Source organism: Tenacibaculum aestuariivivum (assembly GCF_964507685.1).
GTDB lineage: Bacteria > Bacteroidota > Bacteroidia > Flavobacteriales > Flavobacteriaceae > Polaribacter > Polaribacter aestuariivivum.
This window is the reverse complement of record NZ_OZ208414.1, coordinates 2349228-2369363: the sequence shown is the minus strand read 5'-3', so window position 1 is coordinate 2369363 and position 20136 is coordinate 2349228. Positions and strand designations below refer to the sequence as shown.

General features: G+C 27.8%; 16 protein-coding genes and 1 pseudogene. 11 read left to right on the top strand and 6 right to left on the bottom strand.

Annotated features, from left to right (window positions below; all coding sequences use genetic code 11):
* Positions 1–177: 177 nt before the first annotated feature.
* Positions 178–1254: pseudogene (locus ACN5J4_RS10635) on the top strand (NADH:flavin oxidoreductase).
* Between the two features lie 62 nt (positions 1255–1316).
* Here the strand turns inward: ACN5J4_RS10635 and rlmF are convergent.
* A complete protein-coding gene (rlmF, locus tag ACN5J4_RS10630; RefSeq protein ID WP_418649960.1) occupies positions 1317–2171 on the bottom strand; it encodes a 23S rRNA (adenine(1618)-N(6))-methyltransferase RlmF in 855 nt (284 codons plus the stop codon).
* Entirely contained in the window at positions 2172–3764 is a 1593-nt protein-coding gene (gene bshC, locus ACN5J4_RS10625; RefSeq protein WP_418649959.1) for a bacillithiol biosynthesis cysteine-adding enzyme BshC, read from the bottom strand.
* Positions 3765–4041: 277 nt separating this feature from the next.
* On the opposite strand from bshC, the gene ACN5J4_RS10620 reads away from it, so the two are divergent.
* The 5 genes from ACN5J4_RS10620 to ACN5J4_RS10600 are packed head-to-tail and all read left to right on the top strand — an operon-like array spanning position 4042 to position 9188.
* Positions 4042–5973: a BatA domain-containing protein gene (locus ACN5J4_RS10620; RefSeq protein ID WP_418649958.1), complete on the top strand. Its 1932-nt coding sequence runs from the start codon at positions 4042–4044 to the stop codon at positions 5971–5973.
* On the top strand, positions 5970–7229 hold the full coding sequence (locus ACN5J4_RS10615; RefSeq protein WP_418649957.1) for a dihydroorotase: 1260 nt from the start codon (positions 5970–5972) through the stop codon (positions 7227–7229). Before ACN5J4_RS10620 ends, ACN5J4_RS10615 begins: the two co-directional genes overlap by 4 nt.
* A gap of 2 nt (positions 7230–7231) precedes the next feature.
* Positions 7232–7558 carry a hypothetical protein gene (locus ACN5J4_RS10610; RefSeq protein WP_418649956.1) on the top strand — a complete coding sequence of 109 codons (327 nt, stop codon included), beginning with the start codon at positions 7232–7234 and terminating at the stop codon, positions 7556–7558.
* A 13-nt stretch (positions 7559–7571) separates the two neighbouring features.
* Positions 7572–8210 carry an alpha/beta hydrolase gene (locus tag ACN5J4_RS10605; RefSeq protein WP_418649955.1) on the top strand — a complete coding sequence of 213 codons (639 nt, stop codon included), beginning with the start codon at positions 7572–7574 and terminating at the stop codon, positions 8208–8210.
* Positions 8211–8264: 54 nt separating this feature from the next.
* Positions 8265–9188: a sterol desaturase family protein gene (locus tag ACN5J4_RS10600; protein ID WP_418649954.1), complete on the top strand. Its 924-nt coding sequence runs from the start codon at positions 8265–8267 to the stop codon at positions 9186–9188.
* Positions 9189–9203: 15 nt separating this feature from the next.
* On the opposite strand, the gene bcp is transcribed toward ACN5J4_RS10600, so the two are convergent.
* Positions 9204–9656 (bottom strand): thioredoxin-dependent thiol peroxidase, encoded by a 453-nt coding sequence (gene bcp, locus ACN5J4_RS10595; RefSeq protein ID WP_418649953.1) that lies wholly within the window; start codon positions 9654–9656, stop codon positions 9204–9206.
* A gap of 123 nt (positions 9657–9779) precedes the next feature.
* Here bcp and ACN5J4_RS10590 point away from each other — a divergent pair, with 123 nt between their 5' ends.
* Complete coding sequence (locus ACN5J4_RS10590; RefSeq protein WP_418649952.1) at positions 9780–10433, top strand: endonuclease III domain-containing protein; 654 nt, start codon at positions 9780–9782, stop codon at positions 10431–10433.
* A 232-nt stretch (positions 10434–10665) separates the two neighbouring features.
* On the opposite strand, the gene ACN5J4_RS10585 is transcribed toward ACN5J4_RS10590, so the two are convergent.
* Complete coding sequence (locus tag ACN5J4_RS10585; RefSeq protein WP_418649951.1) at positions 10666–11253, bottom strand: RNA polymerase sigma factor; 588 nt, start codon at positions 11251–11253, stop codon at positions 10666–10668.
* A 234-nt stretch (positions 11254–11487) separates the two neighbouring features.
* Between ACN5J4_RS10585 and uvrA the strand changes: the two genes are divergently transcribed.
* On the top strand, positions 11488–14277 hold the full coding sequence (uvrA, locus tag ACN5J4_RS10580) for an excinuclease ABC subunit UvrA (protein WP_418649950.1): 2790 nt from the start codon (positions 11488–11490) through the stop codon (positions 14275–14277).
* A 69-nt stretch (positions 14278–14346) separates the two neighbouring features.
* On the opposite strand, the gene ACN5J4_RS10575 is transcribed toward uvrA, so the two are convergent.
* Positions 14347–14982, bottom strand: a complete 636-nt coding sequence (locus ACN5J4_RS10575) for an HmuY family protein (protein ID WP_418649949.1) — start codon at positions 14980–14982, stop codon at positions 14347–14349.
* A gap of 18 nt (positions 14983–15000) precedes the next feature.
* Positions 15001–17043 (bottom strand): TonB-dependent receptor plug domain-containing protein, encoded by a 2043-nt coding sequence (locus ACN5J4_RS10570; RefSeq protein WP_418649948.1) that lies wholly within the window; start codon positions 17041–17043, stop codon positions 15001–15003.
* Between the two features lie 115 nt (positions 17044–17158).
* Between ACN5J4_RS10570 and ACN5J4_RS10565 the strand changes: the two genes are divergently transcribed.
* The 3 genes from ACN5J4_RS10565 to ACN5J4_RS10555 all read left to right on the top strand — a co-directional run bounded on the left by ACN5J4_RS10565 (position 17159) and on the right by ACN5J4_RS10555 (position 20101).
* Positions 17159–18064: a DUF6607 family protein gene (locus tag ACN5J4_RS10565; protein WP_418649947.1), complete on the top strand. Its 906-nt coding sequence runs from the start codon at positions 17159–17161 to the stop codon at positions 18062–18064.
* A gap of 5 nt (positions 18065–18069) precedes the next feature.
* Positions 18070–19554: an ankyrin repeat domain-containing protein gene (locus ACN5J4_RS10560; RefSeq protein WP_418649946.1), complete on the top strand. Its 1485-nt coding sequence runs from the start codon at positions 18070–18072 to the stop codon at positions 19552–19554.
* Between the two features lie 70 nt (positions 19555–19624).
* Positions 19625–20101 (top strand): DUF2271 domain-containing protein, encoded by a 477-nt coding sequence (locus ACN5J4_RS10555; RefSeq protein ID WP_418649945.1) that lies wholly within the window; start codon positions 19625–19627, stop codon positions 20099–20101.
* Positions 20102–20136 lie beyond the last annotated feature (35 nt).

The window sequence follows — 20136 nt, the reverse complement described above, 5'->3', positions numbered from 1 at the left end:
ATAAAAGAGTAAATAATAAAAGGTTCTTTTGCAGTTACTTAAACTTTTGTAAAAATACTTAGCCCCGATTGCAGCATTTGTTTGAGCTCTCTTGCTTTTTTTAGCAAGAAGCGAGTGCGAAAAGCGGGAATTAGCTTCAAAAAATATTTTTCTTAAATATAACCTAAACATATTTTTATGATAAATAAAACCAACACAGCAGTAACTTTTAATTGTGGTGCCACTATGAAAAACAGGTTTATGTTAGCACCATTAACAAACCAACAAAGCTATGAGAATGGTCAACTTTCTGATGAGGAATTTAAATGGCTTACAATGAGAGCTAAAGGTGGTTTTGGTTTGGTTATGACTTGTGCTTCACATGTTCAAGAAATTGGTAAAGGGTTTTCAGGTCAATTAGGTATTTTTAACGATTCGTTAAATGAAGGGCATATCAAATTAGCTAAAAGTATTAAAAACGAAGGGGCTTTAGCTGTTGTTCAATTACACCATGCTGGAATGCGTACTTCTACTTAACTAATAAATAAGCGTCCAGTTTCTGCTTCTGATGATATAAAAACCAATGCTAGAGCACTTACTTTAACAGAGGTTAGAGAATTAAAAAATGCTTTTATTATGGGGGCAGTTCGTGCTAAAAAATGCGGTTATAATGGTGTAGAGGTTCATGGTGCTCACGGGTATATTTTAACACAGTTTTTAAGTGCTACTATTAATAACAGAACAGATGAGTATGGCGGAATATTAGAAAATAGAGCACGCCTTTTATTTGAAATTGTAGCAGGAATTAGAGAAAAATGTGGTGCTGATTTTTTACTAGGTGTTAGGTTGTCGCCAGAGAGATTTGGAATGGATATTGATGAAATTAAGTGGGTTTGTAAACAATTAATTGATAATGGTAGTATTGATTTTTTAGATATTTCATTATGGGATTGTTTTAAAACGCCTTATGATGAAAAGTATAAAAACTTACCCTTGTTAGAGCATTTTAAAACGTTAGATTTTAAAAAGGTAAAATGGACGGTTGCTGGTAAAATTAGTAATGCCGTTGATGTTCAGAAAATTTTAGAGGCTGGTGTTGATTTTGTTTCTATTGGAACCTCAGCTATATTACATCATAATTTTCCAAAACTTGTTATAGAAAACCCTATGTTTAAACCAGTTTCAACTCCAGTTTCAACTGCACATCTAAAAAAAGAAGGCTTGAGTGGTAGATTTATAGAGTACTTAAAAAAATGGGATGGATTTGTTAAATAACAAAACACGTAACCCTTTATTTTTAAAACTAAAAACAAAGGGTTACGTTATATAAATTATACTTAGAATTGCCAACAAACAATACGTGTTACTTTATTTCCTTGGCTCATAGGTATTACTTTAAATGTTGTTGCTCCTAATTTTTTAGCAGAATTTTGTAAGCTTTTTACATTTTCTTTTCTAGACACCAAACTTGTAAACCATTTACTTACCTTAGGTTGTAATGAACTTTCATACAAGTAAGTGTGCAAAAAGGCTTTTTCTCCGCCTAAATACCATAATTCGTTAGAGTTTCCTGCAAAATTACGAATTGTATTATTTCCTAAATTTCTAGATTTTCTTCTATTTGCTCCTCTAGCCTCTTCTGCCGATTTATAAAACGGAGGGTTACACATGGTTGCAGAAAAAGCATCCCCCTCTTCTGTTATTCCTTTTAAAATATTTAATTCATTAAATTGTTGACGTAACTTAATTTTAGAATCTAAGTTATTGTCGTCAATAATATCTTGAGCATAATCTAACGAGTCTAAATCAATATCTGCTGCTATAAAATTCCAATTATATGCTGCGGCACCTAATAATGGGTATACGCAACTTGCTCCTGTACCAATATCGAGTACTGTTACTTCATCTTGACCTGAAATTAAATCGGCTAAGTGATGAATATAATCGACTCTTCCTGGAATTGGTGGACATAAATTTTCATCAGGGAAATTCCAATCTTTAATATTATAATAAGCTGCTAACAATGCTTTATTAAATTGTTTTACAGCAATAGGATCTGAAAAATCGATAGTTTCTTTTTCAAATTTTTTGATAACAAATGCTGTTATTTCAGGATATTTTTCTTTTAAAAAATTAAAATCATATCCATTTTTATGTTTATTATTTTCGTGTAATCCTTTTTTATTTTCCATTTATAATATTAGTACTGTAAATTCTAATTGTAGTGGTTTTAACTCTTTTTTTAATTGCTCTAATAAAGTATTTCCATAGGACAAATAATGTTCTGAGAAATTACGTTGGCGCTCTTCTAAACTTTGATTAGGTACTATTTGGTTTTGTAATAATACAATTCTGTCAACCAAATTTTTATTACGTCTTTTTTCGGCGCGTAGCCAACGTTTTTCTAAATTATCTAACCCTTTTAATTGTTTTTTTTCTTGTGCATTTACAGCTCCAATAAACGATACATCTGTTTTTTTAGCTAAGGTTTTTAAACTAACAAATTGTTGTTTTAAAAACTCTTTTTGAGCTGTAAAATCAACTTTTTCTTCCGTACGCTCTAATATTTTATTTTTTAATAAATGGTTTTGTTTTCTAAAAATTTCTTCTAAAGAAATAGTTAATTTATTTAATTTACCTAATTGTTTTTCTGAAATTATTTGTACCGAATTTCGTAATAGTAAAATAGGAAAAGGCACTTTTACGGCTTCAAAATAACTTTTTAACTGTAACCAATACGCTAACTCTCCCCCTCCACCAATATAACAAAGGTTAGGTAAAACTACTTCTTGATATAAAGGGCGCATAATTACATTTGGTGAAAAACGTTCTGGAAATTTATGAACTTCATTTTCTAATTCGTCAAACTTCCAAGAAATACTTGTATTAAGCACTTTATAAATACCATCTTCAAAAATAATACGTTCTCGAACACTATCTATTAAATAAAACAGGTTAATTTCTCTTGGGTTTACTTGAATTTTATAATTTTTACCTAAATTTTCAATAGTTTCTGTTACTTTTTTATAAGCTGTTTGGGTTTTTAATTCGGTTTCTATAAACGGAATAAATTCACGTTTTAACTCTCTTTCATCGGCATCAATAATAACCAAACCATATTCACCAAATAACGCATTTGCAATATAACGGGTTGCATCAGCTAGGTTATTATGTTTTATATAAGCTTCTTTAAAAAGTTGTTTTAAGAATTGAGCATTTTTTGAACCTCCTAAATGTTCTGAAAAAACAGCTAAAACATCTGATAATCCTTCAGTTGAAAAACGCCCAACAGCCCCTGTTTGATCAGTATTCCATTGTACTTTTTTACCATTAAAATTAAAATAATTTATTTCTTCAAAATCATGATCTTCAGTAGCCATCCAATAAATAGGCACAAAGTTCTCTTTTGGGTAGGCTTCTTTTAATTGCTCACACAAATTAATCGTTGAAATAATTTTATATAAAAAATATAAAGGTCCTGTAAATAAGTTTAATTGATGCCCTGTGGTTACTGTAAATGTGTTTTCTAAAGCTAAATTTGTTATATTTACTTGCGTTTTTGGTGTTACAGTTACCGTTGTATATTGATCTGTTAAAACCTGTACAAGTTTTTTTCGACTGTTCATAGAAAAGGTTTTCCTTTTACTATCTAACTGTTTTTTAAACCCTTCTAATGATGGAAAATTATTGTAAAAAGGTGCTATTTTTTCTGATTTCTCTAAATAGTCTATAATTGTTTTAGAGAAAAAACTAGTGTTTTTAAAAGGAATATGTGCTACTTTCATTTAATTTTTTTTCATTGAAACAATGTGTAAATATACGGTCTTTTTATGCCTTAGAAATTTAAATGTAATGTGTTTAAAAATTTTCACCTTTTTATTTTACAAATAACATTACCATTATATACATATTTTTAAGATTAATTCAAAAATAGTGAAATTTGATGTGGTGCAAAAAACAAAACAATAATCTAACAGTTTTTTAACTACATTTTTTTTTAAATCATCTATTTAACTATTTTTACACTTAATATTACATCATCCTTAATTAGTAAAAAGAACTATGCTGTTTAAACATCCTGAAATTTTATATTTCTTAGCCTTATTACTAATTCCTATATTGATTCATCTTTTTCAATTACAACGTTTTGTTAAAGTGCCTTTTACTAATGTTGCTTTTTTAAAAAAATTAGCATTACAAACACGTAAAAGTTCTCGTATAAAAAAATGGCTTATTTTAGCTACAAGATTATTATTACTTACTTTTTTAATAATAGCTTTTGCACAACCTTATTTTAGTAATCGAAAAAATAATGAGCAACAACATTTTTTAATTTATTTAGACAATTCACTAAGTACAAACACTAAAGGCGAAAAAGGAAATTTACTACAAGTAGCAATACAAGAAATTATAGAAAACACTGCTGAAGAAATAAACTACTCTATACTTACAAACGATGGATACTATAAAAATAAAACTGCTTTAGAACTTAAAAATATTTTATTAAACGTTAAAAACACTGCTAAAAACAGCAACTTAAAAACTGTTTCTTTAAAAATAGCAAGTGAGAATAAAATAAATTCGTTTGCTAAAAATATTATTATCTCCGATTTTCAAAATACAACTATAAAAGATATTAATAAAATACCTTCAAATTCTACCTTAGTAAAATTAAATGCTGAGTTACAAAGTAATTTATCTATAGATAGTGTATATGTAAGTAATAATGGTACTACATATTTTGACATACATGTACTTGTTAAAAACCAAGGTTTGCAAAAAAAAGAAGTTCCTATTGCAATATATAATGGTGATAAATTGGTAAACAAACAAGTGTTTTCTGTTGATAAAAATGAAATAGAAACTATTACGTTTTCGGTTATTAAAACTGATATATTTTCGGGTAAAATTAAAATAGATTATAACGATACTTACAACTTTGACAATTCTTTTTATTTCGCTATAAATTCAAATTCTAAAATTGCAGTTTTAAATATAAGCGAAACAGCTGATTTTTTTAACCGAATATACACAAAGGATGAATTTGAGTTAACCACCTCAACTGTTCAAAATTTAAATTACAACTTAATTGAAAAACAACATTTAATTGTTTTAAACGAAATTAAAAAATTACCAAAAACACTTATCACTAGTTTAATTGAATACTCAAATAAAGGAGGTAATATTGTAGTTATACCTGCTGAAAACATAAATATTTTAACTTATAACAATTTTTTTTATCAACTTAAAATAGGACAATTATTAGCCCAAAAAAACGATAGCCTAAAAATTACAACTATTAATTACAAAAATCCTTTGTTAAAAAATGTATTTGAAAAAGAGGTTTTAAACTTTCAATATCCTTTTGCAAAAACAAGCTATACAACTGCTTTTAAAAATACTAGCGATATCATAAATTTTGAAAACAAACAAGCTTTTATACAACAAATAAATACTAAAAAGGCTACTATTTATTGGGTTGCAGCACCTCTTAATAAAAAAAATAGCAACTTTATTAATGCCCCTTTAATTGTTCCTGTTTTTTATAATATTGGTAAGCAAAGCTTACAACTACCCAAATTATATTATACCGTTGGCAAAAAAACAACTATTGACATTGATAATAAATTAAATAAAGAAGAGGTTTTAACAATTTCAAATAACAAAATGTCATTTATACCATTACAGCAAATACTTCAAAACAACATAAAAATTACAACAAGTAATCAACCTTTAGAAGCTGGTTTTTATCAAATAAAACAAGCTGAAACTAATTTAAAAAAAATTGCTTTTAATTATCCAAAGAAAGAAAGTTTATTAAACTTTTTAGATACTGAAACAGCTGAAACTAAATTAATTTCAAATTCAGTTAAAAACACTTTACAAAATAGTAATAACGAAAATAAAATTCAATGGCTTTGGAAATGGTTTTTAGCTTTAGCCATTGTATCTTTGCTTACAGAAATTTTGATCTTAAAATTCTTTAAACCATGACAACGCTGCTTAAATCGGCAACAATTATTGATGCTTCTAGTGCTTACCACCACCAACAAAAAGATATTTTAATTACTGACGGAATTATCACTAAAATTGAAAACTCAATTACCTCAGAAAAAGAATATCAAGTTATAACACTTGATAATTTACATGTTTCTGCAGGTTGGTTTGATACTAGTGTTTCTTTAGGTGAACCAGGCTATGAAGAACGTGAAACAATAAAACACGGTTTACATGTAGCAGCAAAAAGTGGTTTTACAGCTATTGCTGTTAATCCTAACACAAATCCTGTTATAGACAACAAGGCTTCTGTAGAATTTTTAATAAATAAAGCCAACGGATTTGCCACAAACCTATACCCTATTGGTACTTTAACACAACAAAGTAAAGGTATTGAAATGGCTGAATTATATGATATGCAACAATCAGGGGCTATTGCATTTGGTGATTATAAAAAACCAATAACAAACGATAACTTATTAAAAATAGCATTACTCTACACTCAAAATTTTAATGGATTAACACTTAGTTTTCCTAAGAATAAAGCGATTGCTGGCGAAGGTGTTGCTAACGAAGGAAAAAATAGTACTCTTTTAGGTTTAAAAGGAATTCCTGCTTTAGCAGAAGAATTACAAGTTTCACGTGATTTATTTTTATTAGAATACACTGGTGGTAAATTACACATACCTACTATTTCTACTAAAAAAACAGTGCAATTAATAAAAGAAGCTAAAAAGAAAGGTTTAGACGTTACATGTAGCGTAGCTGTTCATAATTTATTTTTAACAGATGAAGAACTCCATCAATTTGATGGAAATAAAAAAGTAAACCCTCCTTTAAGAACTCCTCAAGATATTAAGGCATTATTAAAAGGATTAAAAGATGGTACTATTGATATAATTACATCTGATCACAACCCTATTGATATAGAACATAAAAAGGTAGAGTTTTCTACTGCTAAAGACGGTACAATAGGTTTGGAAAGTGCTTTTGGAGTTTTAAATTCGGTTTTAGATATAGAAACAATTGTAAACTGTTTATCCAACAATCCTAAAGAACGTTTTGGTATTCAAAAAACAGTTATTAAAGAAAATGAGATTGCTAATTTATCTATTTTCAATCCTGCAGAAAATTATACTTTTACTGAAAAAAATATTTTATCTACCTCTAAAAACAGTATTTTTTTAGAGAAAAAACTTAAAGGAAAAGTATATGGGATTTTTAATAATAATCAATTAATATTAAACTCATAAAAATGGAAAATAAAATAATAAACGAAGGTAAAACAAATGCTATTATTAGTCATTTTTGGATTATTGGAACTATAATCGCATTTATACTAAACCTAAATACTAAGAATAAATATACTAGTTTTTATATCCGTCAAATGACAGGTTTACATATTCTATCTTTTTTAAATGGTTGGTTGGTTTATAAATACTTAGGAAGTTTTATAGGTTGGACAATTAGTATTGCTGTTATTATTTTTTGGCTTTTAAGCTTTATAGCTGTTTTAAAAGAAGAAAAAAAATTAATTCCTCTTATAGGTGAACAATTTCAAAATTGGTTTAAAGAAATTTAATAAGTATTATAAAATGAGTTTACACTACATCATTAAAGAGCCTAAGCAAGCTATTACAAACCCTCCTTTACTAATTTTAATACACGGATACGGTAGTAATGAACAAGATTTATTTTCTTTCGCAGAAGAATTACCTCAAAATATGCTAATAGTTAGTATACAAGCACCTTATTCTATGGGTAACGGAGCTTTTGCTTGGTATGCTATTAATTTTGATGTTAATAATGAGAAATTTTCTGACTTAGTACAAGCAAGAGAATCCGTTGATAAAATTGCTTTTTTTATTGATGAAATTAAAACCAAGTACAAAACAAACCCTGAAAAAACTTTTGTATTAGGCTTTAGTCAAGGTGCTATTTTAAGTTATGCTTTAAGTTTTAATTATCCAAATAAAATACAGCATGTAGTTGCTTTAAGTGGTTATATTAATAATGAATTGTTACCTAAAAAAATAGCAACTAATATCACTACTGATTATTATATTTCTCACGGAACAGTAGATCAAGTATTACCTATAGACTGGGCAAGACAAGCACCTGTTTTTTTAGATACGAATAACTTAAAAAATGAATATTTAGAGTACCCTGTTGGACATGGTGTTGCACCACAAAACTTTTATAGTTTTAAGCAATGGATAGAAAATCGTTTGTAAAATTCAAATACTCTTTTAAATTAAAAAAGAATATTTTTATATTAAAAAATTAACATGAATTTATTAAATCAAGATGTTTTATATTTCTGGAGCACTCCTTTTTTTATTTCAATAATTTTAATTGAAATATATTTTAGCTACAGAACTAAGGCTAAAAACTACAATATTAAAGATACTTCTACTAATATTTACTTTGCTTTACTTAATTTTAGCTTAGACTTATTAATGAAAGTAGTTTCATTTGGTATTATGGGAATTTGCTATCATTATAGGATTATAAATTGGGAATATTTAGGTGTAGCGTACTGGCTATTTGCATTTATTGGTCAAGATTTTTTATACTACATACACCACTACGTAGACCATCATTCAAGATTTTTTTGGGCTGTTCACGTAACGCACCATAACTCAGAATATTATAATATTACAACAGGATTTCGTTCACCAGTACTTCAACCTTTGTTTCGTTACATGTTCTTTTTACCGCTAGCTTTTTTAGGTGTAGAACCTTTACATATTATGTTTGCATATGCATCTAATCAAATTTACGGAACGTTATGTCACACAAACTTTATAAAAAGTAAACTAGGTTTATGGGGATTCTTTTTTGTAACACCATCTCACCATAGAGTACACCACGCATCAAATACTAAATATTTAGACAAAAATATGGGAATGGTGTTAATTATTTGGGATCGAATATTTGGAACCTTTCAAGCAGAAGAAGATGAAAATGATTATGAAAAAATACGTTATGGTTTAACACATCCTATAGAAAATAGAGGGCCAATCAATGTGATTTTTCATGAATGGAAAGAGATTTTTCAAGATTTTTTTAACAGAAAAAAACATTTACCATTAGGTACTCGATTAAAATATGTTTTTATGCCTCCAGGATGGAGTCATGATAACAGTACCCAAACTAGCAGTGAATTACAAAAAGAGTTATTTGATAAAAACAAAAAAAACCGAGCTTAAAAGCTCGGTTTTTTATTACCCTAAAATCTGATTTGCGTGTTCCTTTGTTTTTACTTTACTAATTACACTTTCAATAATTCCGTGTTCATCAATTACAAAAGTTGTTCTATGAATACCATCATACTCCCGCCCCATAAATTTTTTAGGTCCCCAAACACCAAATGCATTAATAACTTCCTTATTCTCATCTGCTAATAACGGAAAAGGCAAATCATGTTTATTTATCCAATTCTGTTGACGCTTAGCAGAATCTGCACTTGCGCCTAAAATAGCATATCCTTTAGCTAAAAAAGACTGATAATTATCTCTTAAATTGCATGCTTCATTTGTACAACCTGGCGTACTTGCTTTTGGGTAAAAAAATAACACTAATTTTTTTCCCTTATAGTCAGAAAGCTTTACACTATTTCCTTTTTCATCAACAGCTTCGAAACTTGGTGCTTGGTCTCCTATTTTTAATGTTGTCATATTTTTTTAATTACAAAAATTAGTATAAAACCAAAGTTACAAAGTTGCTTTCAATTATTAATAAACTTACACTTCTTCTTTGTTAGTTTGTACCTTTGTTATTTTAAATTTAAAATACAAAAAATGACTAAGGCAGAAAAAGTACAGTTTGTTATTGACACCTTAAAAAAATTATACCCTGAAATTCCAGTACCTTTAGATCATAAAGATCCATATACCTTACTTATTGCTGTTTTATTATCTGCTCAATGTACTGATGTACGTGTAAATAAAATTACACCTTTACTTTTTGCTAAAGCTGATAACCCGTATGATATGATAAAAATGACTGTAGAAGAAATTAAAGAAATTATTAAACCTTGTGGTTTATCACCTATGAAATCTAAAGGTATTTATGGTTTGTCTAAAATTTTAATTGAAAAACATAACGGTAAAGTACCTGAAAGTTTTGAATATTTAGAAGAGCTACCTGCTGTAGGTCACAAAACCGCTGGAGTAGTAATGAGTCAGGCTTTTGGTATTCCTGCCTTTCCTATTGACACCCATATACATAGATTATTATATCGTTGGAACTTAACTAACGGAAAAAGTGTTACACAAAGTGAAAAAGATGCTAAACGATTATTTCCAAAAGAAATATGGAATGACTTGCATTTACAAATAATTTGGTATGGACGAGAATATTCTCCTGCTCGCGGTTGGAATTTAGAAAACGATATTATTACAAAAACAATTGGGAGAAAAACAGTTTTAGATGAATATTATAAAAGTAAATAAAAAAAGCTTCAACAATTGTTGAAGCTTTTTTTAATTTAAATTAAATTCTACGAGATAGTTTGATTTTGTTTTTACAATTTTTAATGATTTGGAAAAATTAATTAAAAATTGAATTGTTTCTTTTTTCGGGCTCATTTTAAAGCCCGGAAATTTTTCTGAGTAAATTTGCGCCATATTTTTCTTTATACATTTAGCATTCAGTAATTTAACGACACTAATTTAGGTTTATTGTTTAATTTACTAAAATAATTTTATTTTTATCAATTATTTTCCTCAAATTAATTAAAGCATATCGCATTCTTCCTAAAGCGGTATTAATACTTACCCCTGTATTTTCTGAAATTTCATTAAAACTCATATCGCTATAAATACGCATTTTTAAAACCTCCTTCTGTTCTTCAGGTAATTCTTCAACTAGCTGTTTTACATGCTCTAATATCTGATCCTTTATAATTTTATTTTCAGCATTAAGATCTCCATCAGCTAATACAGAAAAAATATCAAAATCATCTGTATTATTGAATTTAGGCATTCTATTACTTTTTCTAAAAAAATCTATAATTAAATTATGAGAAATACGCATAACCCAAGGTAAAAACTTACCCTCCTCATTGTATCTTCCTTTTTTTAAAGTTCTAATTACCTTTATAAAAGTATCTTGAAATATATCCTCTGTAGTATCTTTATTGTGTACCTTACTATAAATAAAGCTGTATAATCTTTGCTGATGACGTTTAATTAATAGCTCTATTGCTAATTCTTTTCCATTAATATACTCTTTAACCAAAGCGCTATCGCTTACAATATTTTCATGTACCATAATTACTTTTTTTAAGTGAACCACAGGCTCTCTATTTGTTACGGGGATATTTTTAAAAGTAATTTTTTAACTATAAGCTTTTGTTTATTGATTAGTAGTGAGTTACAAATATGCTTTTTTTTATCAAGAAATACAAATATTTGATAATTTTTATTTTAATTTTTAAAAAATTAACTAGTTATTCACTTTAATTTAGTAACAAAATGGTATTTTTATAGCTTATTTTTTAAGTAAATGAAAAGAGATATTTCTACCATCAGTCCTAAAGAAAACATCATTATAAAAGGAGCAAAACTCCATAATTTAAAAAACATTGATGTAGTTATTCCTAGAAACAAACTAGTTGTAATAACAGGGCTTTCAGGTTCTGGAAAATCATCATTAGCTTTTGACACTTTATATGCCGAAGGACAAAGACGTTATGTAGAAAGTTTATCATCTTATGCTCGTCAGTTTTTAGGTAAATTACACAAACCAAAAGTAGATTATATAAAAGGAATTGCTCCTGCAATTGCTATTGAGCAAAAAGTAAACTCAACAAACCCAAGGTCAACTGTAGGAACCTCAACCGAAATTTACGATTATATAAAATTATTATATGCTCGTATTGGTAAAACTATTTCGCCAATATCAGGTAATGAAGTAAAAAAACATACTGTTTCTGACGTTCTTAATCATGTAAAAACTTTTGAAGAACGTACCAAGCTTTTATTATTAGCTCCAATTATTATCAATGAAAATAGAGACTTAAAAACTGTTTTACAAGTTTTAACACAACAAGGTTATGCTCGTTTAAAATATAATAATACCGTTTTAAGAATTGAAGATTTTCCTATTGATAATTTTAATAACGAAGATTTATTTTTAGTAGTTGATAGAATTGTTACTAAGGATGAAGATGATTTTTATAATCGATTAGGAGACGCAATTCAAACTGCTTTTTTTGAGGGAAAAGGAATTTGTTTTATTGAAAACTTAAATAAACAAACCGTTACTGAATTTAGTAATAAATTTGAATTAGACGGAATCAGATTTTTAGAACCTAACACACATTTATTCAGTTTTAACAATCCGTATGGAGCTTGTCCTACTTGCGAAGGTTACGGAAGCGTAATTGGTATTGATGAAGAATTAGTAATTCCAAATACAGGATTATCTATTTTTGAAGATGCTATTTTTCCTTTTAAAACAGACAGTTATAAAATTTATAAAGAAAATTTAATTTTAAATGCTGTCGATTTCGATATTCCAATCCACAAACCTTGGTTTGAGCTTTCTGAAATTCAAAAAGAATTAGTTTGGAACGGAACGAATAAATTTGAAGGAATACACGATTTATTCAAAAAACTAGAAGAAAAAAGCTATAAAATTCAGAATAGAGTACTACTTTCTCGCTATCGTGGAAAAACAACTTGTAACGATTGTAACGGAAAAAGACTTCGAAAAGAAGCTAATTATGTACACGTACATGAAAAAGTAATTTCAGACTTAGTAACACTTCCTTTAGATGAATTATCAGTATTTTTCAATAATTTAAAACTAAATGAACACGAATTAGCCATAGCAAAACGATTACTTACCGAAATTAAAAATCGCTTACAATTTTTAACAAATGTTGGCTTAAATTACTTAACCTTAAATAGAACTTCAAACACACTTTCAGGAGGTGAAAGTCAGCGAATAAATTTAGCAACATCATTAGGAAGTTCACTTGTTGGTTCTATGTATATTTTAGATGAGCCTAGTATTGGTTTACACCCAAAAGATACCGAAAAGCTAATTGATGTACTTAAAAATTTACGTGATTTAGGAAACACCGTTATTGTAGTTGAACATGACGAAGATATTATGAAAGAGGCCGATTATATTATAGATATAGGTCCAGAAGCAGGAACCTATGGTGGTAACGTAGTTGCTGAAGGTACTTTTGATGATATTATGAAATCAGATTCGCTAACTGCTAAGTATTTATCCGAAGAATTAAAAATTGAAATTCCTACAATACGTAGAAACTCAAAAAACACCATCAATATTATTGGTGCTCGTGAAAATAATCTTAAAAATATTGATGTTTCTTTTCCGCTGAATACCTTAACTGTTATTACAGGTGTTTCTGGAAGTGGAAAAAGCACCTTGGTTAAGAAAATTTTATATCCTGCGATGCAGAAAAAACTGGTTGGATATGGCGAAAAAGTAGGTCAATTTACCGAAATTACAGGAAGTTTTGAAAATATAAAAAATGTTGAATTTATCGATCAAAATCCTATCGGACGTTCTTCAAGATCTAATCCTGTAACTTATATAAAAGCTTATGATGATATTCGTAAATTATTATCTGAACAAAAATTATCGAGTATTAGAAATTATCAACCAAAACACTTTTCTTTTAATGTAGAAGGCGGACGTTGTGAAGTTTGTAAAGGTGAAGGCGAAGTTACTATTGAAATGCAATTTATGGCTGATGTACATTTACAGTGCGATACTTGCCACGGAAAACGCTTTAAAAAAGAAGTTTTAGAAGTTACTTTCGGAAAAAAATCAATTGATGATATTTTAAACTTAACTATTGATGATGCAATTACTTTTTTTGCTGAACGTGAACAACATAAAATTGCTCGTAAATTAAAACCTTTGCAAGATGTTGGGTTAGGTTATGTACAATTAGGGCAATCATCATCAACCTTATCTGGTGGAGAAGCGCAACGTATAAAGTTAGCTTCATTTTTAATGAAAGGAAATACAAAAGATAAAACTTTATTTATTTTTGATGAGCCTACTACTGGGCTTCATTTTCATGATATTAAAAAATTATTAACATCTTTTAATGCTTTAATCTACAAAGGACATTCTATTATTGTAATTGAACACAATATTGAATTAATTAAATGTGCCGATTATATTATTGACCTTGGTTTAGAAGGCGGTAAAAATGGTGGAAATCTTATTTTTACAGGAACTCCTGAAGAGTTATCAAAAAATAAAAAATCGTTTACCGCTAGTTATTTAGCAGAGAAATTAACTTAAAATAGAAAAGCTGTCTGGTTATTAATCAGACAGCTTTAACATAACAAAAATTAACAAAAACTCAATATTTTATTGAATATTTTTATCTCCAGTATTAGGGTTATACACATAATTAAAAGTGTAATATTGTCCTCCTGAATTCTGAGGATCAGCAGAATTAGAACTATCCATATCTTTATAGTAACTTAAAATTTCCATTTTAGCATAATTACCATCTATTGTTCTTACAACAATTATTTTTCCAGCTACAGGATTAATACTATGATCTGCCATATTATAAGTATACCAAGTACTTTTTGGCAATGCTAAAACTCCTTCTTTTGCATCTTGATTAAAAACAGCTGTATCAGATACTTTTTTTATATCTAAAAATGTTCCTGTTGCTAATAATAATGCAGCATTTCCTGTTCTATTTGGTTCTTCTTTAATACCTGTAGCTTCTCCTCCATTTACTAAAATAGTTGTTGCTCTAAAAGCAATATCCCAATTATCATCAGTTACAATTTCTCCTTTTTTAAAACTAAATTTAATAAATTCTCCAGAAGATTTTGGTGGATTTACCGAATAATCAGTAATTTCTTTTGCATATAAATTATCTATTCTTTTAGATACAGATTCTTCTGGTACTGTATCATTATTATCACTACATGAAAAAGCAGTAAAAGCAAGTATTGTTATTATTAAAATTGATTTTAAAATATTCATTTTCTTTTGATTTATATATTAAAAATTAAATTGGATTCTACCATAATAAGTGCTTCCTAAAAGCAAAACACTATCGTTATTTTTAAAGATGCTTTTATTTTCTGTTCCTTTTTCATTAAAAAGATTATCAACCCCTAACTGAACATTCATTAAATAGAAAAATGTTTTTTGAATTGCAATATTTACTTGTGTATTTCCTGCTACAAAATCATCATAATCATCAATAATTCCCTGACTACTATTAGTATCAAACAAGGCATATTTACTTCTATACATCGCTCTAATATTTGCAGAAAAATTGTGTTTATAATTTTGATAAAAAACTTTAAAATTTACCATATGTTTAGATCGATTTGGTAATCCGTAATAGTTTGATATTGTCATTTTTTCTGATGAAGATGACGGAGTTCTTATATAAAAAACCTTGTTAGACTTTATTAAATCTTCTTGTGATTTATCACCTGTATCTAAAAATTGATACCCTCCTAAAATGTTAAAATTTGAGGTCATTTTATAATTCGCGTCTAATTCAATTCCCTGCGTGTATACTTTATTTGTATTTTTGTAAGAAAATGTTTGTGTACCTGAAGGTAACCCAAGAGCTGAAGCATTTAATTGGGTGTCGTACGTATCTATTAAGTCTTTAATATCATTTCTAAATAAATTAATATTTAGTTTTAAGCTAGGTAATGGTTTTAGTTCAAATCCGAAGTTATAACCAATAGAACTTTCTGGTTTTAATTCTTTTTCAATCGATTTAATTTCTGGTAGATTACCATATAAATCATGTAACGATTGGGTTCCTAAAACTACGTATCCGCTTGCGGAATTTCTAAAATTAAAATATAGCTGTCTAAAATCAGGTGCTTTAAATCCATAACCTACCGACGCTTTTGTAGTAAGCCATTTATTAATTTTATAGCTTGATGATATTTTAGGTGTAAATGCTGATTTGTATTGATTACTATTTTCAAATCGTGCGCCTATAATTATATTTAAATTATGAGTTTGATTAAAATCAAACTGCCCAAAAACATAAGGTGTATCGTATTTTTTAATGCCTTTAAATTCTGTTCTTTCTAAAGCGTCAAAATTAGCTCCTACTCCTAAAATTAAAGTCCCTTTATAAAACTTATTTGTCGATTTAATTTCTGATCTTAATAAAGTTTGTTTATATAATGTTGCAATATTATTAAACACAGTTTCTGCCTTATACTTTGTGTTATAAAAATTATAATCTAACCGCCATTTGTTGGTTATTTTATGATTAATTGTTGCATTAACATTCCAATCGGTTTGTTTACTTTTATGCTGATTTTGATTTTGTTGATAAAACCGATTGGTTACAGCCATTTTTAACTGGTCAGAAAAATTGTAACTCAACTTTAAATCTCCAGTAAAATTTTGATACGCTTCTGTTGTTTTTGGAGCAGCTTCAGGTGATAAATCAAAACCATTACTTGAGTTTAAATTTACTCCCGAAACCAACCCAAAACCCTTCCTTTTCATGTAAATATTTGTATTAATATCTAACTCATTTGTAGCACCGCCTTTTGCATAATAACCAACAGTTCCTTTTAATTTTTCATTTTTAGGTTGTGTTGTAATTATATTTATTACGCCACCAATAGCTTCAGAACCGTATAAGGATGAAGATGGTCCTTTAACAATTTCAATTTGTTTTATATTATTAACAGTAAGTCTGTTTAAATCAATATTTCCAGAGGTTCTTCCTACAACCGGAACACCATCTATTAAAATTAGAGTATAATCTGCTGCAACACCTTGTAGCTGCACTCCTTCTGAACCACCAAAATCAGAAACTAAAGCAATTCCTGTTTGTTCTAATAAAATATCTTTTAAGCGTATTGCTCCTGATTTCACAATCTGTTCTTTAGATATTAGCGTAACAGGCATTGGTATTGATGACAACTGTCGTTTAGTTCTTGTTGCTGTAACAATTACCTCTTCTAGCTCATTTATTTCTGGATCTTTATCATTTTGTGCTGTTTTTTCTTGCGAAAAAACAGTGAAACAAATAAGAGTGAAAAAAATCACCATTTTTCTATTTAGAAACATTCTTAATAATTTTCAACAAATATATTATTTATTTTAAATCAATCTAAATAAAATTTATATTTTTGTCAAAAAAATAATTCATCTATAAAATCATAAAATGAAAAAACTAATTCTAGGAAGTTTCTTGCTCTTTTTTACTTTTGCTATAAATGCTCAAAGTAAAAAGACAAAAGACAAAGCGGCTATAAAAAAAATGTGTGGCTGTTTTGAAGTAACTTTTAATTTTGCAGAAACTTTTAATAACAGTAAAGATTCTTTATACAAACCATCAAAAACAAAAATTGCGAAAGGTTTAGAATGGGCTGAGTTAATAAAGGATGATAAAAACAATATATCAATTCAGCATTTACTGCAAGTAGGTAATCCTGCTAGCCCTTATATTGTAAAACATTGGCGACAAGATTGGGCATATCAAAATCAAGATTTTTATATATATAACGGATATAATAATTGGTTATATGAAAATAAATCAAAAGCAGATGTAAAAAAACAATGGACACAAAAAGTGTATCAAGTAGATGATAGTCCTCGTTACGAAGGCTCAGGAACTTGGGTACATGTAGATGGAAAAAGTTATTGGGAAAATACAACAGATGCGCCATTACCTCGTAGAGAATATACAAAACGAAGCGATTATAATGTAACTGAAAGAGGAAATCGTCATGAAATTACAAATTATGGTTGGGTACATGATCAAGACAATAAAAAAATAATTAGAAAAGTAGGCACTCAAAATATTGTATTAGCATATGAAAAAGGCTATAATACTTATGTTAAAGTTGCTGATAGTAAATGTAAAGCATCACAAGATTGGTGGAAAAAAAACACCAAAAAATGGCAATTAGTTAGAAATAAATGGAACGAAGTTTATGAAAGAAACACAAATCTTTCTCTAAAGAAAAAAGTGGAGAACAAACCATTATATAAACACTTATTTTCAGACCAAATAACTGAGCAACAACAAATAGAAAAAATCATAGAATCTTTCGTTAAAATAAAATAAAACAAATGAAAAACTTACAATTAACATTCGTATTTGCTTTTTTAGTAAGCATATTACAAGCACAAACAAAAAACGTTTTTTTAGATCGTGATTTCTGGAAAACAAAACCAACTGTTGCTATTATTGATCAAAAAATAAAAGAAAACAACAACCCAAGTGCATTAACATCTAATGGATTTGATGCTGTTGCCAATGCTATTTTAGCAGAAGCACCAAATACTACCATAAAACACCTTCTTAAACAAAAAGGTAATGACGTAAATAAGCTAACACACGATAAAAGAACCTATGTGTTTTGGGCTGCTTATAAAGGAAATTTAGAATTAGTTAAACATCTTATTGATAATAAAGCTAGGTTAGATTTAAGAGATTCACATAACTTTTCACCATTAACTTTTGCCGCCGCCGCAGGACAAACAAATACTAAAATATATGAATTATTAATTAAAAATGGTATTGATATTATAAATGATTTAGATGAGCACGGTGCAAATGCATTATTACTATTAACACCACATTTAAATAACTTTAATTTAGTTGATTATCTTATATCAAAAGGGTTATCTCTTCATAGTGTTGATAATAATGGAAATGGTGTATTTAATTACACTGCTAAAAAAGGTAATAAAGTAATGTTGAAATTGCTTTTAAAAAAAGGTATTCCTTATAAAAAACTTAACAAAAATGGAGAAAACGCAATGCTATTAGCAACTCATAGGTCTAGAAGCGGTTACAATTCTTTAGTTTTTTTTAAGTATTTAGATAGTTTAAAAATAAATTCTAAGATTACAAATTTAAAAGGAAAAAATCCACTTCATAATTTAGCGTATGCTAATAAAAATGTAAATGTATTTAATTACTTTATTACCAAGGGTAACAATATTAATCAAGCCGATGATAATGGTAATACACCATTATTAAACGCTTCTGAAAAAAATTCTTTAGAAATAATACAATTATTAGCCTCTAAAACTAAAAATATTAATCACACAAATAAAGAAGGTAAAACTGCACTTACATATGCTATAAAAAATAGTACTGAAGTAATAAAATTATTATTAGATAAAGGTGCTGATGTTTCAATTATTGATGCTAATGGAAATAACTTAAGCCATTATTTATTTAAAACTTATAACGTTAAAAAAGAAAATGAATTTATAGAAAAACTTAACCTTTTAAAAGCAAAAGGGTTAGATATAAAAAAAACACAAAAAAATGGAAACACATTATATCACTTAGCTATTGAAAAACAAAGTATTGGTATGTTAAATTTTATAAAAAATTATAAAATTGATATTAATGTTAAAAATAAAAAAGGTCTATCAGCAATACAAAAAGCTGTTTTAATAGCTAAAGATGATAAACTTATAAAATATTTAATTACTCAAGGTGCTAATAAAAATATAAAAACAGATTTTGAAGAAACCTTATATGATTTAGCAAAAGAAAACGAAGCTTTAAAAAACACAGACATTAGTTTTTTAAAATAATTAACCTTATAAATTGAGTATCACATAATAAATATTAAATATATATCTAACAAATATTAATTACTATAAAATGAAAAAAATATTTATAATTTTACTTTTAGTATTAGGCTTTATGGCTTTTACAACCTCTAATAACACCAAGTATAAATGTATGATTCAAATGAAGAATTACGCAGGAGAAGGTGCTTATGTAACAATTTCATTATTAAATGAAAAAGGTGAATATGAAAAAACATTATATGTTCATGGTGATGATAATGAATGGTATTCTGATATCACAGAATGGTGGAAATTTCAAGGAAATCTACAAGCAGATATTGACGCTATAACTGGAGCAACCCTTAGTGGAGGTAATAGAGCCATAACCATTATTCAAATTTCAAATGACAAATTAAATAAAGGTTATAAAATTCGTTTCGAAAGTGCTGTTGAAGATCAAGAATATTACAAAGATGATATTGAATTTGAACTAACTTCTGAAAACGTGAAAAGTAAAATTGAAGGAAAAGGTTTTATCCGTTATATTAGAATGATACCTCAAAAATAATTTTTTGGTAGCTTATATTTTAAAATACAAACATA

What these genes read in the sequence shown, in the direction of transcription:
- rlmF (WP_418649960.1), bottom strand. Translation starts at nt 2,171, where the DNA reads ATGGAAAATAAAAAAGGATTACACGAAAATAATAAACATAAAAATGGA.
- bshC (WP_418649959.1), bottom strand. Translation starts at nt 3,764, where the DNA reads ATGAAAGTAGCACATATTCCTTTTAAAAACACTAGTTTTTTCTCTAAA.
- ACN5J4_RS10620 (WP_418649958.1), top strand. Translation starts at nt 4,042, where the DNA reads ATGCTGTTTAAACATCCTGAAATTTTATATTTCTTAGCCTTATTACTA.
- ACN5J4_RS10615 (WP_418649957.1), top strand. Translation starts at nt 5,970, where the DNA reads ATGACAACGCTGCTTAAATCGGCAACAATTATTGATGCTTCTAGTGCT.
- ACN5J4_RS10610 (WP_418649956.1), top strand. Translation starts at nt 7,232, where the DNA reads ATGGAAAATAAAATAATAAACGAAGGTAAAACAAATGCTATTATTAGT.
- ACN5J4_RS10605 (WP_418649955.1), top strand. Translation starts at nt 7,572, where the DNA reads ATGAGTTTACACTACATCATTAAAGAGCCTAAGCAAGCTATTACAAAC.
- ACN5J4_RS10600 (WP_418649954.1), top strand. Translation starts at nt 8,265, where the DNA reads ATGAATTTATTAAATCAAGATGTTTTATATTTCTGGAGCACTCCTTTT.
- bcp (WP_418649953.1), bottom strand. Translation starts at nt 9,656, where the DNA reads ATGACAACATTAAAAATAGGAGACCAAGCACCAAGTTTCGAAGCTGTT.
- ACN5J4_RS10590 (WP_418649952.1), top strand. Translation starts at nt 9,780, where the DNA reads ATGACTAAGGCAGAAAAAGTACAGTTTGTTATTGACACCTTAAAAAAA.
- ACN5J4_RS10585 (WP_418649951.1), bottom strand. Translation starts at nt 11,253, where the DNA reads ATGGTACATGAAAATATTGTAAGCGATAGCGCTTTGGTTAAAGAGTAT.
- uvrA (WP_418649950.1), top strand. Translation starts at nt 11,488, where the DNA reads ATGAAAAGAGATATTTCTACCATCAGTCCTAAAGAAAACATCATTATA.
- ACN5J4_RS10575 (WP_418649949.1), bottom strand. Translation starts at nt 14,982, where the DNA reads ATGAATATTTTAAAATCAATTTTAATAATAACAATACTTGCTTTTACT.
- ACN5J4_RS10570 (WP_418649948.1), bottom strand. Translation starts at nt 17,043, where the DNA reads ATGGTGATTTTTTTCACTCTTATTTGTTTCACTGTTTTTTCGCAAGAA.
- ACN5J4_RS10565 (WP_418649947.1), top strand. Translation starts at nt 17,159, where the DNA reads ATGAAAAAACTAATTCTAGGAAGTTTCTTGCTCTTTTTTACTTTTGCT.
- ACN5J4_RS10560 (WP_418649946.1), top strand. Translation starts at nt 18,070, where the DNA reads ATGAAAAACTTACAATTAACATTCGTATTTGCTTTTTTAGTAAGCATA.
- ACN5J4_RS10555 (WP_418649945.1), top strand. Translation starts at nt 19,625, where the DNA reads ATGAAAAAAATATTTATAATTTTACTTTTAGTATTAGGCTTTATGGCT.